This is a genomic window from Desulforhabdus sp. TSK (genome assembly GCF_022836495.1).
Classification (GTDB): domain Bacteria; phylum Desulfobacterota; class Syntrophobacteria; order Syntrophobacterales; family Syntrophobacteraceae; genus Desulforhabdus.
Window position 1 is genome coordinate 182427 of record NZ_BQXM01000003.1, and the last position, 15278, is coordinate 197704.

Consider the following 15278-nt stretch of genomic DNA (forward strand, 5'->3'; position numbering starts at 1 on the left):
CGTCAGAATGGAGAAACCAGGTCAAAAAACTGGAGCAGCCAACCGGGTTTCTGTTGCCGGGTGACGGGACCTTTTCCCTCGAAAAATATTTTCGCATCCGCAATATTTTGGGACAACACAGCGTTGTTTCTAGTGATATCGTTGGGGCGCACCACGCCCTCCAGAATCATCTGCTGCATTTCATTGTTCACCTTGGTCCATCGGGAGCCGCGGATCAGGAGATTGCCGTTGGGCAGGACATCCACAACCGTCGCGGTCATGTACGCTGTCATGGAATCAGCCTTGGACGTGCTGCCGGCCCCCTTGAACCCGCTCCCGAAGGTGCCGTCGTACCCACCGAATTCCACCGGATCTAAAACCGTTTTATTCCCGGCGGTCATTCCCCCGAAGCTCATGCTGCCGCTCATGGACTTGTCGCGGTTCGTATTGGTGGACGCCGATTTGCTGGCTTTGGAGACTTCACTGACGGTAATGGTCAGGATATCCCCCACCCTGCGCGCCTTGATATCTTGAAACATGGAGGTGTTGCCCTCCGACCACAGGGAACCGCCGGGGACCTGCGGGGGGGGTCTGTACCCCTGGGCTGGAACCGGAGGCTCCGGCACGGGAGCCGGTACGGGAACCGGCACGGCATCAGCCGGTATGGGATTGGGTGGCGCTTCGGCGGTTCGGACCTGCTGACCCGCACATCCGCAAATCATCATCAGCAAGAGGGCACAGGAGAGGATACGCTGCACTCCGTTGGAATACAGCCTGGCGGATGCACGGCATCGTCCTCCTGGTAGGTGCTGTTTTGGGGACATGGATTCCTCCATTTCAAAGACTGGATAACCCGCCAAGGCCTCTGAGCCTCCTCCCGCCACGGCACCGGTGTGATCGGGCAGAGGGCATTGACCGGTCAGGGGATCGCTTCAACGGTTTCGGCATCGATGATTTTGCAATCGATGGTGCGTTTGGACTTGAGATTGGTGACCCGAACGACATTGCCCCTGCTGCCGTCCATCAGGGCTTTCCCGCTGGCGGTGACTTTGAGCCCGGGCTCCTGGTAAATGATCGTCACCGCATCTCCCCGCTTGAACATGAGGGGCTCATCGAAATCGCCAAGCTTCAGTGGCTCCAGAAATCCCACATCCCGCAACAGTCGTTTACCGATGACCTGTTCGGGTTGAGTCGCAAGCCCCTCCGCCCCGTCCGTCACATTGATGCGCTTGATCTCGATGTCTGAAGATTCCGCAACCGCATTGCGTTTGAGGGGATGCTGTGAATGCACCACGTTCCGGTAGAGCTCCACCCGACTGGAAACCTTGATGTTTCCACTCTTTTTTCCGTCAACGTAGCAGTCGACCGTGAGCGCGACATCCCCGAGATAGCGGCCGTCGGAGCTCGGGTTGACCCTGTAAGTGACCTTGCCGTCCGGCAGTGTGGGATTCCCCGCCACACGAATACCGCTGAAGGTGACATCACCGGCGTCCCGGGAGAGGTGAGCAAGTATGAATTCTCGAAACGCGCCTTCGACATCCTCCCTGGATGTGCCCACCGACCGCCTCACCACCGTGATCCTGTCCGGCAGGTGGACAGCCAGCTCCGATGCATCCCATCCATGCTGAGTCAGGACGGTTTGAAGGTATTCTCGCAGCCGATTTCCCTGAACGAATTTTTCTTCCCCCGGCGAGGGACTGGGCCCGATGATCTTCTGCGCCAGCAGCTCTTTCATCTCCTTCGAAAGGGTGCTTTTCTCGAAGAGATCCAGAAGCGTTACCTCTTCGCCCCCGACTTCCACTCGATTGAGGCCGTTCAATTCCTTCGAAGCAGCCGCCGCTTCGCACGGCAGAGCGCTCCACGGCCATCCCCCCAGGGGCCCCCAGGAAATCCAGGAAAGGGCTAGAAGCAGGGCGAAGCCAAGATGTAACAGTGCGCGATTCATGGGTCCTGCTTTTCCCGACCGGTCTATGCCTTCACATTGTTGGCGATCTGCAGCATTTCGTCGGACGCCTTGATCACCTTGGAATTGGCTTCATAGGCCCTCTGACCGACGATCATGTTCACCATCTCTTCCACTACATTGACATTGGCGTTCTCCAGAAATCCCTGCAAGAGACTGCCGATCCCGTCTTTGCCCGGCTCTCCGTCCACCGCCTCCCCCGATGCCTCCGTCGGGACAAAATAATTTTTGCCCACACTGGACAGCCCCGCAGGATTGGGAAAATCCGTCAGATTGAGTGTTTCACTGGCCAGGACATTGCCCGCCTGATCCATGGCCGTCAGGGTTCCTCCGGCATCCACCGAGATGCTCGTGGCTTCCGTGGGGATACTGATCTCCGGCTGCAGCCGGTTACCCTCGGAGTCACAGACAAATCCTTCCTGGTCCAGCTTGAAGGAGCCCGCGCGGGTGTAGACTTCATCCGTACCGCGCATGACTTTGAAAAACCCCTTCCCCTCGATGGCAAGATCGAGCTTGTTCCCCGTTTCAACAAAATTTCCCTGAGTGAAGTTCTTTTGAACGGAGACGGTTTTCGTGCCCATCCCCACCTGGATGCCCACGGGCAGTTGGGCGTCGGTGGAGGTTTGGGCACCCGGCGGAACGATATTCTGGTACATGAGATCTTCGAAATTGGCCCGGCTCTCCTTGTATCCCGTCGTATTGGCGTTGGACAAATTGTGGGCGATCACGTCCATGTTCAATTGCTGCGCGCCCATACCCGTCGCTGCTGTCCAAAGGCTTCGGATCATGTCTCTTTTCTCCTCTTACTGGCCGCCCAGTTTGCTGATCAACTGAGAATCTTCCTGCTGGAACATTTGCAGTGCTTTTTGATACGATTCATAAACTCTCTGGGTATCGATCATGTGAGCCATTTCTTCCACCGGATTGAAATTGGCCTCCTCCAGAGCCCCCTGCTGCACGGCAACGCTCTGAGCCGGCAGAGGCTGCACGTTGGGATCCCTGGGAACGAAGCAGCCTTTCTGAGCCTTTTCCAACAGGGTTTGTTCAGGAAACTCCACCAGGTCGAGCTTCCCTAACGCGACATACTCAGCGCTCCCCAAGCCTCCCGACTCATCTCTGCCAAATATTTGACCATCCCGTTCGATGCGGATGTCGGCCCCCGTCAGGGTCAGCGGTCCCCCCTCTCCTAAAACGGGCCATCCTTCATGGGTCACCAGCACGTTGTCCTGGTTGAGAGTCAAATTTCCTTCACGGGTATAGCGGATACCCTTATCGGTTTGAACACGGAGGAATCCTTCCCCCGAAAGGGAAACGTCCAGGGGCTGGCCGGTGCTGCGGGTATTACCCTGGTCCATCCTGGTATAGGTGCTCTGGTAGATGAAATCCCTGAAGTGAACGTTGTCTTTCTTGTAGCCGGCAGTACCCGTGTTTGCGAGATTGTTTGCAATGACTTCCAGGCGCTTTTCCTGCTGCCTCGCTCCCAAAACAACCGCATTGAGTCCCAGTCGCATGAGCACACCCTCCTCGTAGCCTTCCATTAAGCAACGATGATGCCAGAGGACAAAAACCCGGACGGCTTGTATCCCTGCTGGTGGCAAAGGGATCTCAGCAGGTTGAGCTCCTCCTTTCAGGGAAATATTTTCCTTCGACTGCGCTCGGAGCGGATGGCAGAGGGATGACCGGAGCAGGAGGAATAGCAGGAAACTAAGTACCGAAGATCATAAATACGCGACCAGTTCTTTGTAGGCGCAGCGTCCAGCCGTGAGAGGAACGGATAACCGCAGCCTTTGTCGCGGCAGGATGCCGCTCCTACAAAAGGATGAAGGTAAACGGCTGCGTAATTGCAATCTTCGGTACTAAGTTGGATGGGAATCTGTCAGTGAATGAGGCATCCACTGGGAAAAAAGTGCAGGATGGGGTGCACTGCCACTGGATATGGGTCGGCGAAAGTCATCCCTCTTGGGGAGAGTGCAATTCCTTGACTCATTGAATCGCGCAGTCCCTCCGCCCCCTTCACTCTCCCTTGTAAAGCTTCTTCAGATTCAAAATCAGCTCGACTTCACCGATGGGTTTTTGAAGGCGGTTGGCGATGGATTCTGCGTCGAGGCCTTTCCCGGCGAGCTGGAGCACTTTTTCCTGGTCATTGCTGCGGGAAGCCGGCACCAGGGTGATTTCCCTCTTTGCCTCGAGGGCCGCCCGCTGGACCTCTTCCAACCGACTGCAAACCCTTTCCGCCTCGCTCAGGCGCTCATCCAGCCTGGAAAGGATGTTCTGAATGAGGGCTTTTCTCTCCTGGAGATTGGATTCGAATTCCCTCGCCAGTACGCGCGTTTCCTCGACGATCTTCTCCAGGGCGTCGACGAGATCCTGCGATCCATCCACAGGCTTCGAGCGCCTGCCCAGGATGAGGAATAATAAAATGATGAGGCCCGCATCCAGGACAATCTGCATGACGAGCGTCCAGGACATCTCACCGCCAAACCAGGTGCTGAACATTTCCATAATCGGCTCCACCCTTCACTCACAATCGCTCGAGCTTGACGATGGTGAAGGTTCGGATGCGGCATTGAAGCATCGTGTTGGCCAGGTGCTCCGGCAGGTCTTTCTCGAGAATGCTCTGCCAGGATCGATACGTATTCTGAGGAGGCTTTTGACGCATCAGAAATGCGTAGATGGTTTCACGAAACAACAACTCGTTGAGCGTATAAAAATCCCGGGATTCGTTCCCCTCCAGTTCCAAATCCACGCCGAGGGACAAGAGATCTCTCCCCTCCTGCGAAACAGACAGGAAGAGAAATTCCAGACTCCGTTCGTGAAGGGGAATGGGGACGGGATGCCTCACTCCCCGCGTGTTGAGAACCGTCTGTCGGTCGGGCTTCGGTGTATTCTCCGACTTCCAATACAGGACACCTGCACTCCCCAAAACCAGAGCCAGGGCAAAACATGCAAACAGAAACAGTCTACGAGAATAAAAGGGCGGTTTTCGTTGAAGGGCTTCACCAGGAGCTTCTGCCGGGGACTCAGGAGGGGCATCGGTTTCCACACCCTTGTCTGCTGGGGAAGATTCCGAAGGATCCCAGGTAAAATTGGGGTCGAGCTCGACACTGGCCGGATCATCCTCTTCCAGTTCCCCTTCCTGTGGGTCATCTAAATCGAGGGAGAAGAGGCTTTGCGGAGCATCCTGGCCGGACTCGCCGAGGGGATCTTGAGGAAAGCCATCGAGTCTGGAGGGTTCCCAGGCGGTGGAATCATCCCCGTCGCCATCGTCCGTCTGAGCAAACTGCAATTTCACGGTCTCGAAAAAGCCGTCACCCTGTCCGGTACCGTCAAGGTTTTCCCGCACCTGGCCCGAGTCCATTCAATCGACTTTCTTTCAAGAATAACTCGGTTCGGCCCACAGGCTCTGCAGTCGATCAGGAAGGTCCTCGCGCTTCAACCTCCTGGACAAACGCCCCCGCAGCTTCAAAATCGCTTTGGTGTGAATCTGGGATATCCGCGATTCCGTATAATCCATGACCGCTCCAATTTCCTTCATCGTGAGCTCCTCGTAATAATAGAGCGCGAGAAGCTGCTGCTCTTTTTTGGAAAGACTCCCGATGGCGTCCGCCAGGTGCTTTTTGAGCTCCGCCCGGTAGGTCTTCTGAAAAACCTCATCGGATTCGGAAGCCAGGGAACTGTTGACCTTCCCCTCCCCCACGGCATCGAAAATGTCTTCGGGGGCCAGGGAAATGCCCTTGATTTCATCGAGGAGCTTGTAAAGCTGCTCACACGTGATCTGCAGTTCCGACGCAATTTCTTCATCCACGGGAGAGCGTCCCAGCCTTTGCTCCAACATCTGGCAGGTTTTGGACAATTCATTGCTTTTTTGCCGTAGAGACCGCGGCACCCAATCCATCGCCCGAATCTCATCCAGCATGGCTCCCCGGATGCGGATCTTGGCATAGGACGAGAAAGAAATCCCCTGGGACGCATCGAATTTTTCGAAGGCATCGATCAGTCCAATCATCCCCGCGTTGATCAAATCATCGGCTGCCACATGCGCCGGAAGCCTGGCGGCCAACCGCAGCGCCATGTATTTTACGACCCCGGAATGCTTGACTATGGCCTCATCACGGTCCATGGGTTCATCGGGCGCAGCGCTGCACGGGAGGCGGTAACCACTTTCACTCGGCCGTCGGCAGGGGCGCTGCATCGGATAGGAATTCTTTTGAGTGAGCTCTTTGGGCAACATGATATTTTTCTTCATCTTGGGGTTATATGTTCAATAACCTTTTCCAAAAAAACTGAATCGATCCGTGATTGACATGAGGGCAAGTCTTCTCGATTCTCCCGGCGACATGCGATATGGCCATGGAAGCTGGAGAGTCGGGAAAAAGACCCAGGAGAGGACTCTGATGCAATACCGCTTTGGGAATATTCGGATCGTAGGGAACGCTCCCGAGATAATCGAGAGAAAGGCCATCCAGGAAATGCTCCGCCACTTTGCTGATATTCCCGAAGATCACCTTACCCGCCCGTTCGCTTTCCACGCCGTTGGCGAGCACCTTGAAATAACGCTCTCCGTGCCGGACAAAGAGCACTTTGATGAGGGCATAGGCATCGGTGAGGGAGGTCGGCTCGGGGGTCACCACGATGATGCGCTCCTGAGCCGCCAGGTTGAAGTAGAGAACCGTATCGGAAATACCCGCCGCCGTATCGATGAGGAGAACGTCGATTTCTGCTTCGACGTCCTCCAGCATTTGGAGGAAGAGCAGCTTCTGCTCATCGGTCAACTGCGTCAGTTGCTGCACACCTGAAGAAGCGGGCATGATACGAATATTGCCCGGCCCCTGCACCAGGACCTCTCTGAATTTTTTAGCACCGGACAGGACATGGCTGACATTGAATTTTGGCGTTAAGCCAAGCAGGAGGTCGATATTGGCCAGACCGAGATCGGCATCCAGGATGAGCACCTTTTTCCCCATCCGATCGAACGCAAGTGCCAGGTTGACGACGATATTGCTTTTCCCAACCCCTCCCTTTCCGCTGCTGACCGTCATCACCCGTATGGAATGATTTCGAGTCGACAGCGGCCGGGTGGAAGAGCTCTCCCAATGATCCTGTTGATCTTGCTTGCGGCGCAGTCCCAATGCCTGATCCATGCTATTCCTTTCCATTCTGGCCTTTTCTCGCAGGGAAGAGAAACGTGAGCAGCCGCTTGGGAGTGGCCACCTCAATGTCTTCGGGGACCTGTTGCCCTGTCCCCAGATAGGAGATGGGATGGGGGAAGCGAAGAAGTTGATTGACCATGGACCCAATGCTGAGGGTTTCGTCGATCTTGGTGAATATCAGGCTGTGAATATTCATCGGGTCGAAATGAAGGATCGTCTGCTTCAGATCTCCATCCTTTACGGTGGCGCTGAGTACGAGAAAATGATGGATCTCGTCCATCCCCTCAAAGACCGCCTGGAGATCTTTAATATGCTCCCGGTTGATGAAATTCTTGCCGCTGGTGTCGATCAGCAGTACATCGTGCCCATCGAACTGATTTCTGGCTTTTCGCAGTTCACTGTGGCTTTGCACCACGGTGAAGGGAACATCGAGAATCTCGGCATAGGTGCTGAGCTGGTTGACCGCTCCGATGCGATACGTATCCACGGAAATGATCCCCACTTCCAGCTTCCGCTTGATTTTGAGGTAGGCGGCGAGTTTTGCCAGACTCGTGGTTTTGCCCACTCCGGTGGGCCCCACAAAAGTGAAGGTCAGGGGGAAATCCCGCATGGATGCGACCGCATCGAAGGGGCGGGAGAAATTGATCTTCTCCAGAAGCCGTCTGCAGAATTCCTCCATGACCTTCGGCTTGTCCAGGACTTCCCCGTTCATATCGTTGAGAACACGTTTCAAAAGCACGTAACAATGCTTTTCATCCAAACCGCGGAGGATGAGGCTGTGGTAGACTTCCGCGAGAGGTTGATGCATCTGCAGCTTGGAAAAATAGTCCTTGGAGGAAATGAGCATGGACAGGAAGCTTTTGATTTCCTGGATATCGTTTCTTGCCTGAAGATCCAGTCCCGGAACCGGAGCTGCAGTCGAAAGGGTGGTGTCTTCGTTCTGGGACTCGATGGCGGCCGTCACTTCCACAAGGGTCTCTGTGGGAGAAAGGGTCACCTTCTTGTTTCCAAGGATGAGCGCATCCGCCCCCAGCTCCCTGCGGACCTGAGCCAGAGCTTCGTTGACCGTGGCTGCTTTGAAGGTTCTAATTTGCATGCGTCAGCCTGATCATCCCTATGGATTGGATTTCCAAGTGCCCGCTCAATTCGTTGTGGCTGAGAACGACCACATCCGAGAGAAAACGCTCCAGCAGCTTCTTCAAATGTCGACGGACCATGGGAGAGCAAAGGATGACGGGATGGAATCCCATGGTGAGAACCTTTTTCACCTCCACCTGGACCGACTGAATGAGATATTTCAGGAAATCGGGCTCCAGGGCCAGGAAAGCTCCCTGATCGGTTTTTTGAAGGCTCCTGCCGACACGGTCTTCCAGTTCCTGCTGCAGTGTCAGGACCTTCAGCTTCCCATCGTCCGTCTCGTAGGGCTTGGTGATGGTGCGCGCCAGGGCTTGCCGCACATACTCCGTCAGAATTTCGGGATCCTTGATGATATTGGCGTGATCGGCCAGTGTTTCGCAAATGGTCTGAACATCCCGAATGGAAACCCGTTCGCGAATGAGGTTCTGCAGGACCTTTTGAATGCCTCCCACGGAAAGGACCTGGGGAACCAGCTCCTCCATCAGCTTCGGCTGGGATTCGGCCAGGTTATCCAGCAGTTTTTGGGTCGTCTGACGGCTCAGCAGCTCATCGGCATGCCTCTTGAACATTTCCGTCAAATGGGTTGCCGCAATGGTGGCAAGGTCGATGACCGTGTATCCCTTATTCACCGCCGTTTCGTATTCCTTCTCGGATATCCAGACGGCCGGCAGACCGAAGGTCGGGTCCTTCGTGGGAATACCTTTGATGTCCTGGAAATTATCCCCGGAACTGAGTGCGAGGTAGTGTCCCAGAACGAGCTCTCCCCGACCGATAACGTTTCCCTTGAGGAGAAGCCTGTATTCGGCAGGCTTCAATTGCAGGTTGTCGCGCACATGCAGGGCCGGGACGATGATGCCGTATTCCAGGGCCAGCTGCTGCCGAATGGCACGGATGCGGGGCAGCAGGTCTCCCTTTTGAGACTCGTCCACCAGCGGGATCAAGCCATACCCCACTTCCAGTTCGAGGACATCCAGGGGAGGGGGAAGCTCGCTGAATTCAGAAGCGGCCCCGACAGGTTCGGGGACATCCCCCGTCTGAGCGGCGGGGGCCTCCGTCCTGGCCTGTTTCTTCAGCAGGCTGAGTCCAAGATACAATAGGCCGGTGCCGACCAGGAGGAGGGGAATTGCCGGAAATCCAGGAAGCAGAGCCAGAATGTAGAGCATGCCGCCGGCGATAATGAGTGGCTTCGGCTGCATCCGAAATTGATCGCCGAAGGCCTTTCCCAATCCCACGTTGGATTCAGCCCTGCTGACCAGAATGCCCGCCGACGAAGAAATGATGAGGGCCGGAATCTGGGAGAGCAGTCCGTCCCCAACGGAGAGCAGGGTGTAATTCTTGAGGGCGTCTACGAGGGCCATGTTGCCCTGGAGCACGCCGAGAGCGAGTCCTCCCGCCACGTTGATGAAGGTCACCAGGATCCCCGCAATGGCATCGCCGCGCACGAATTTGCTGGCGCCATCCATGGTGCCGTAAAAATCGGCTTCCCGTCGCACGCCGTCTCTCCTGCGCCGGGCTTCGACCTCGCTGATAGCGCCTGAATTGAGGTCTGCATCGATGCTCATCTGCTTGCCGGGCAGAGCGTCCAGAGTGAACCTCGCCGCCACCTCCGAAATGCGCTCCGTACCCTTCGTGATAACCATGAAATTTATGATGACGAGGATCACGAACATGATGAAGCCCACAGCGTAATTCCCGCCCACGACAAAAAGTCCGAAGGCATTGATCATGTGGCCGGCAGCCCCCGGACCTTCGTGGCCGTGAAGGAGAATCAGGCGTGTACTGGCCACGTTCAAGGAGAGGCGAAACAGGGTGGTGATGAGGAGAACCGAGGGAAACGTTGCAAAGTCGAGCGGCTTCAAGGAATAAACAGCTGTCAGCATGATCACGAGGGATATGGCGATGTTGACCGCCAATAACACGTCCAGCAGACTGCTCGGCATGGGCAGGAGCATGACGGAGAGGATGACCACAACCCCCAGGCCCATCATGGCATCGCTGTCGGAGAGGCCTTTCAGCCGTTCAGAAACCATCTGCATGGCGGAACTGGATGCTTCCATTGTCTTTCTACTTCACCCGTGGCTGTTTTTGTTGATAGACGTAGGCCAATACCTTGGCCACCGCTCGATACAGGGAAATTGGAATCTTCCCCTCGAGCTTGACCTCTTTATACAAAGCACGTGCCAAGGGGGGATTCTGAATGACGGGGACGCCATGCCTCCGCCCCAGCCTGATGATCCTTTGGGCTACAAGATCGACGCCTTTGGCAACCACCCTGGGAGCTTCCATTTTGGGAGCGTACTGAAGGGCTACCGCGTAATGCGTTGGATTGACGACGATTGCCGTCGCCTTGGGAACCTTGGCCATCATGCGCTGCCGGGCCAGGGCCCGCTGAATGGATCGTATCCTGGATTTGATTTCCGGATTGCCGTCCGACTGTTTGTATTCCTCCTTGATTTCCTGTTTGCTCATCATCAGGTCTTTTCGATGCTGCCAGGCCTGGTAGTAATAATCCGCTATACTCAGTGCGAACATGATGAGAGACACCCGGAGGAGCATCTTGAGGCTCAGGTGCCCGAGCACTTTCAGCACTTCGGAAAGCTCCTGGTCCACCATCGGCAAAAAGAGATGATGCTCCTCCCTGAAGATCCCGTACACCACCCATCCGACAATCACGACTTTCAGGATAGACTTCACGACTTCCACCAGGGAGCGGAGCGAGAACAACTGCTTGAAGCCCTCGAGGGGGTTCAGCCTGGAGAATTTGAACTGGATCGCTTCCCATGAAATGAGCAGCCCCTTCGTCTGCACCAGGTTGATGCCAAGCCCGATGATCAGAATGGAGAGGAGCGTCGGAGAGACCATGACAAAAAAATGAAAGAGCGCCGAGAGCAGCATCGTCCCCGGTGTGGAGGACGAGTGGGCCAAACGGAATCCCGAGACCCAGACCTCCGTCAGCAGCAGTCGAAAATGCTCCAGCATGAGGCCGTGGCTGAGGTACAGGACCGATCCTCCCACCAGCAGTACGGATACCCCCGTCAGTTCTCTGCTCCTGGCAATCTGCCCCCGCTCCCGCGCATCCCTCAGCTTCTTTTCGGTTGGTTTCTCGGTCTTGTCCTGAGCGCCCGCCACGGCTCGTACTCCTCAATATTCGTCAAAAACACCGATCGAGTCATTTTTTTGTCTACCCCGGTTCTCAACCGGCGTTGGTTTGCCAGAATCGCGCCACTCCCCACCGAATGCTCCGTGAACGATTGTTCTTCTATGCCATTATTGGGCAGGCTGGGCTTTCCTGGGAAAATTCACGCTGGATGTACGCCTGAAGCATGTGCGGATGACACTTTGAGATCGCCCTTGCTCGGCGTCGGCATTGGAGTCACGGCCGTGGGCAGGAGGAAGCAACGGCTGAAGAGGACGGAACGTACCGGAAGTCCATTACCGGGTGAGTGTCTGCAGGTATTCCAGGATGTGAGCCCAAAACTGCTCCAGAGCAGGACACCACACGGAGATGGAAAAACCCATGAAAACGAGGCCGATCAGTATGCTCAGTGGAAAGCTGGTCATGAGGACATTGATTTGAGGGGAAAACCTGGCAATCAATCCGAGTCCCACGTTCATCAGCATGAGGACAATCAAAACCGGAGCCGCAATCTTGAGGGCGACGACGAACAGGTACCCTCCCAGGGCGATCATGCGGGAGAAGCCGAGCTCGTTCAGAACGAATCCGCCGATGGGTACGGAGCGAAAGCTCTGCACCATGGCCTTGAGGATCATGTGATGCCCATCGATGCTGAAAAGAATCAGGACAGCGAGAAGATGGAACCAGCGGCTGATGAGCATGACCTGAGAACCTCCCTGGGGATCGACCACCTGGGCGAAACCCAGCCCCATTCCGACGCTGATGAGCTCGCCTGCGCTTTGAAATGCTCCCAGGATCATGAGCATGGACAAAGACAGCACCATGCCGAGGAGGATTTCTCCCAGCACCGCTAACGTCAAAGGGGCCAAATCCAGGGGCAAAGGAGCAACGACCGAACGGAGGTGTGGAAAGAAAAAGACAGCCAGGGCAAGGGAGATTCCCGCCTTCATGGCGCTCGAAACCTGTGCCCCACTGAAAACGGGTACCATGAACAAGACCAGGCTGATCCTCAAGAGGATGGAAAGGAAGATCCCGACCTCATGGGAACTGACATGAAAAGCGGTCATCCTGCCTTATCACCTTCCTTCCATTCCTCACCGAATCCAATAAGGAAAGTTCTCCAAAATCTCCCTCAGAAAGCGGCTCATTGTGTTCAACATCCAGGGCCCCAGGAAAAGCAGTGCGATGAAAGTCACCGCAATTTTGGGGACAAAGCTGATGGTCTGTTCCTGAATTTGAGTCACCGCCTGGAGGATACTGATCCCTACCCCGACAACAAGGCTCACCAGCAGGACAGGCATACTGGTGAGGAGCATGGTCTCCAGCGCTTCACGAGCTATCCCCATTACGAAGTCCGAGCTCATGATATGTTCCTTCCTCACACGAAGCTTTTCACGAGAGAGCCCACCAACATGTTCCATCCATCCACCAGGACGAAAAGCATGAGCTTGAACGGCAGAGAGATCATGACGGGAGGGAGCATCATCATTCCCATGGAGAGGAGAATACTCGACACCACCATGTCCATGATGATGAAGGGAATATAAAGGAGAAAGCCGATTTGAAAAGCCGTCTTGAGCTCACTGATGACGAAGGCGGGGATCACCGTCGTGAGGGGCAGGGATGCGGCATTTTCAGGCTTTTCACTCTGGGCGAAGGAAACAAAAAGAGCCAGGTCCTTTTTGCTTGTCTGCTTCAGCATGAAGTCCTTGAGGGGAGCGATCCCCCGCCTGGCAAATTCTTCCCCGGAGATTTCATGCCTGGTGTAAGGAACGAAAGCCTCCTTGTGGATCTTTTGCCATACGGGCTGCATGATGAAGAAGGTGAGAAACAGCGCCAGACCGATGATGATCTGGTTGGGGGGAGACTGCTGGGTACCGATGGCCTGCCGCAGGAAGCTCAGCACCACTGCCAATCGCGTGAAGGAAGTCGTCATGATAAGGATTGCGGGGGCAATGGAAAGGACCGTCATCAAGAAGACGATTTGCAGGATCCCGGACATCTGTTGGGGAGCCTGAGGATTGTCCAAGTCGAACCGGAGGCCGGGAAGAGTGACTTCCGCCGCTTCCACCCACCCCACCAGCAACCCCAAAAAGCAAAGGACGGCCAAAAACTGAACGATGCGTTTCATTTTCCTATCCATTGTCATCCACGGCGAGGATGAACTCCTTTCGCCCTCATGGTTGTTTGGGAGGGACATGATCGGAGGATTCCAGGGGCGACAGGAGCTGCAGGCCCTGCGGTGAGACTCCCAGCAGGAAAATCTGCCCTTTCGCCTGCACCACCAGAAGGCAGTGCTTCGGATCCAGGTAGTGGCGACCCAGGACTTGAATCCACTGGTTCTCATCGGGCTTTTTGATCCAGAGGCCCAAACGCTTCACGGCATAGAGCCCCATGACGAGAAGCCCCAACACGAGGGCAAGGGCACCCAGCATGCGGAGCAACTGCATTCCAAAATCCATCAGCGGCACCCTTCCTTCGCGATTTCTCTCGTCTCCCCCGGCGATAGCTTCCCATCAGGCAAGTTGCTTGACTCGCTCCAGGGGGCTGATGATGTCCGTGATACGGACGCCGAATTTCTCATTGACCACGACGGGCTCTCCCCGCGCGATCAGCTTGCCGTTGACCAGGATTTCAAGAGGCTCTCCAGCCAGCTTGGTGAGCTCGATGACGGAGCCCTGTCCCAACTGTAGAAGATCATTGATGATCATGCTCGTGCGCCCCAGCTCCGCCGAAAGATGCAGGGGAATATCCAGGATAAAATCCAGGTCGCGCATGAAGTCCTTCTTCTGCTGTGTCGCGTCAAGCGTGGGGAATTCCGCGCGCCCCCCCTCGGAGGGCAGCTCCTGGCTCATTTGATCAGCCTGCAGGTTCTCACCATCAGCCATGGTTCACTATCCTTTTTGAGTTTCCTTCAGAGCCGGCAGGATTGATGACCTCCGTCACCTGAAAGGCCTGGTTTCCCTTGGATACGCCCGGCATTCCCTTGAACTTGGGGATGCCTTCGATACTCACCGTGAGGGGATGCTGCACTTCCTGATCCAACAGCAGGACATCGCCCACTTCCAGCTGCAGCAGATCACGGCCTTTGATGGTCGCGGTCCCCAACTCCGCCAGAAGCTCGACCTCCACGTCCAGCATCCGCCTTTTGAGCCGCTCGATCCAGTCCTGATCAACTTCCAGCTGATCGCTCTGGTAGCTTGCGTTCAGCCGGGACCGAATGGGCTCGATAGTGGAATAGGGAAGGCAGAGAATGATTTTTCCAATAGAACGATCCAGCTCCAGCTCAAAATGAATCACGATGACAAGATCCGTCAGGGCGACAATCGTTGCAAACTGAGGGTTCACTTCCGACCGAATGAGCTGAAAGTTTACGGGAGCGACGGGCCTCCAGGCGCTGTCCAGGTCTTTGAGCATCGTCGTGACCACTTTCGTGATGACCCTTTGCTCGATGCTGGTGAAATCCCGCCCTTCCACCTTGAACCCGCTTTTGCCCGTTCCTCCGAAATAGCAGTCCACCAGGCTGTAGATGAGCCGACTCTCGATCACCAGCAGGATATGCCCCCGCAAGGGGTCCATTTTGAGGATATGCAGGCTGGTGGGCACCGGCAGGGTTCGGAGAAAGTCTCCAAATTTCACCATATCTGTCTGAGTGACCGTAATGTCCACGATCTTCCTCAGAGACCCCGATAAGCTCACGCGATGGACTCTCGCGAAGCGGTCGTTGATGATCTCGAGGGTGGGCATCCGCCCACGGATGATGCGATCCTGGCTGGTGAGATCGTATACCCGGACGTTCCCCACCTCTTCCACCACTTCCGGTTCGGATTCGATGGCGCCGTCGGATATCCCTCTGAGGAGGGCATCGACCTCGTCCTGGGAAAGAATTTTTTCCATTGAGTGTCACTCGAGT

The 15278-nt window shown here is 55.6% G+C and carries 16 protein-coding genes and 1 pseudogene; all 17 read right to left on the reverse strand.

The window, feature by feature from the left end; all coding sequences use genetic code 11:
* Window positions 1-2: 2 nt before the first annotated feature.
* The 17 genes and pseudogenes from MWC30_RS03285 to fliM all read right to left on the reverse strand — a co-directional run bounded on the left by MWC30_RS03285 (window position 3) and on the right by fliM (window position 15262).
* Window positions 3-839 (reverse strand): flagellar basal body L-ring protein FlgH, encoded by an 837-nt coding sequence (locus MWC30_RS03285; protein WP_244082724.1) that lies wholly within the window; start codon window positions 837-839, stop codon window positions 3-5.
* 59 nt (window positions 840-898) lie between these two features.
* Window positions 899-1924 carry a flagellar basal body P-ring formation chaperone FlgA gene (flgA, locus tag MWC30_RS03290; RefSeq protein WP_244082725.1) on the reverse strand — a complete coding sequence of 342 codons (1026 nt, stop codon included), beginning with the start codon at window positions 1922-1924 and terminating at the stop codon, window positions 899-901.
* A 23-nt stretch (window positions 1925-1947) separates the two neighbouring features.
* Window positions 1948-2730 carry a flagellar basal-body rod protein FlgG gene (gene flgG / locus MWC30_RS03295; RefSeq protein WP_244082726.1) on the reverse strand — a complete coding sequence of 261 codons (783 nt, stop codon included), beginning with the start codon at window positions 2728-2730 and terminating at the stop codon, window positions 1948-1950.
* A 15-nt stretch (window positions 2731-2745) separates the two neighbouring features.
* The gene (locus tag MWC30_RS03300) at window positions 2746-3453 is read right to left on the reverse strand and encodes a flagellar hook-basal body protein (protein ID WP_244082727.1); all 708 of its coding nucleotides are present in this window, start codon (window positions 3451-3453) and stop codon (window positions 2746-2748) included.
* A gap of 502 nt (window positions 3454-3955) precedes the next feature.
* Window positions 3956-4444 carry a hypothetical protein gene (locus MWC30_RS03305; protein WP_244082728.1) on the reverse strand — a complete coding sequence of 163 codons (489 nt, stop codon included), beginning with the start codon at window positions 4442-4444 and terminating at the stop codon, window positions 3956-3958.
* Between the two features lie 19 nt (window positions 4445-4463).
* Window positions 4464-5300 carry a hypothetical protein gene (locus tag MWC30_RS03310; protein WP_244082729.1) on the reverse strand — a complete coding sequence of 279 codons (837 nt, stop codon included), beginning with the start codon at window positions 5298-5300 and terminating at the stop codon, window positions 4464-4466.
* A 15-nt stretch (window positions 5301-5315) separates the two neighbouring features.
* Window positions 5316-6173, reverse strand: a complete 858-nt coding sequence (locus tag MWC30_RS03315; RefSeq protein ID WP_244082730.1) for a FliA/WhiG family RNA polymerase sigma factor — start codon at window positions 6171-6173, stop codon at window positions 5316-5318.
* 22 nt (window positions 6174-6195) lie between these two features.
* Entirely contained in the window at window positions 6196-7083 is an 888-nt protein-coding gene (locus MWC30_RS03320) for a MinD/ParA family protein (RefSeq protein ID WP_244082731.1), read from the reverse strand.
* 1 nt (window position 7084) lies between these two features.
* Window positions 7085-8188: a hypothetical protein gene (locus tag MWC30_RS03325; RefSeq protein ID WP_244082732.1), complete on the reverse strand. Its 1104-nt coding sequence runs from the start codon at window positions 8186-8188 to the stop codon at window positions 7085-7087.
* Window positions 8178-10286, reverse strand: a complete 2109-nt coding sequence (flhA, locus tag MWC30_RS03330; protein WP_244082733.1) for a flagellar biosynthesis protein FlhA — start codon at window positions 10284-10286, stop codon at window positions 8178-8180. Before flhA ends, MWC30_RS03325 begins: the two co-directional genes overlap by 11 nt.
* A gap of 7 nt (window positions 10287-10293) precedes the next feature.
* Window positions 10294-11358 carry a flagellar biosynthesis protein FlhB gene (gene flhB / locus MWC30_RS03335; protein WP_244082734.1) on the reverse strand — a complete coding sequence of 355 codons (1065 nt, stop codon included), beginning with the start codon at window positions 11356-11358 and terminating at the stop codon, window positions 10294-10296.
* A 303-nt stretch (window positions 11359-11661) separates the two neighbouring features.
* On the reverse strand, window positions 11662-12432 hold the full coding sequence (fliR, locus tag MWC30_RS03340) for a flagellar biosynthetic protein FliR (protein WP_244082735.1): 771 nt from the start codon (window positions 12430-12432) through the stop codon (window positions 11662-11664).
* 27 nt (window positions 12433-12459) lie between these two features.
* Window positions 12460-12729, reverse strand: coding sequence for a flagellar biosynthesis protein FliQ (gene fliQ / locus MWC30_RS03345; RefSeq protein ID WP_244082736.1), 270 nt, complete (start codon window positions 12727-12729; stop codon window positions 12460-12462).
* 14 nt (window positions 12730-12743) lie between these two features.
* Complete coding sequence (gene fliP / locus MWC30_RS03350; protein WP_244082737.1) at window positions 12744-13496, reverse strand: flagellar type III secretion system pore protein FliP; 753 nt, start codon at window positions 13494-13496, stop codon at window positions 12744-12746.
* A gap of 46 nt (window positions 13497-13542) precedes the next feature.
* On the reverse strand, window positions 13543-13827 hold the full coding sequence (locus tag MWC30_RS03355) for a flagellar biosynthetic protein FliO (RefSeq protein ID WP_244082738.1): 285 nt from the start codon (window positions 13825-13827) through the stop codon (window positions 13543-13545).
* A gap of 54 nt (window positions 13828-13881) precedes the next feature.
* Window positions 13882-14139, reverse strand: a pseudogene (gene fliN / locus MWC30_RS03360) (flagellar motor switch protein FliN); the annotation flags it as partial.
* A 106-nt stretch (window positions 14140-14245) separates the two neighbouring features.
* The gene (gene fliM, locus MWC30_RS03365; RefSeq protein ID WP_244082739.1) at window positions 14246-15262 is read right to left on the reverse strand and encodes a flagellar motor switch protein FliM; all 1017 of its coding nucleotides are present in this window, start codon (window positions 15260-15262) and stop codon (window positions 14246-14248) included.
* Between the last annotated feature and the right edge of the window lie 16 nt (window positions 15263-15278).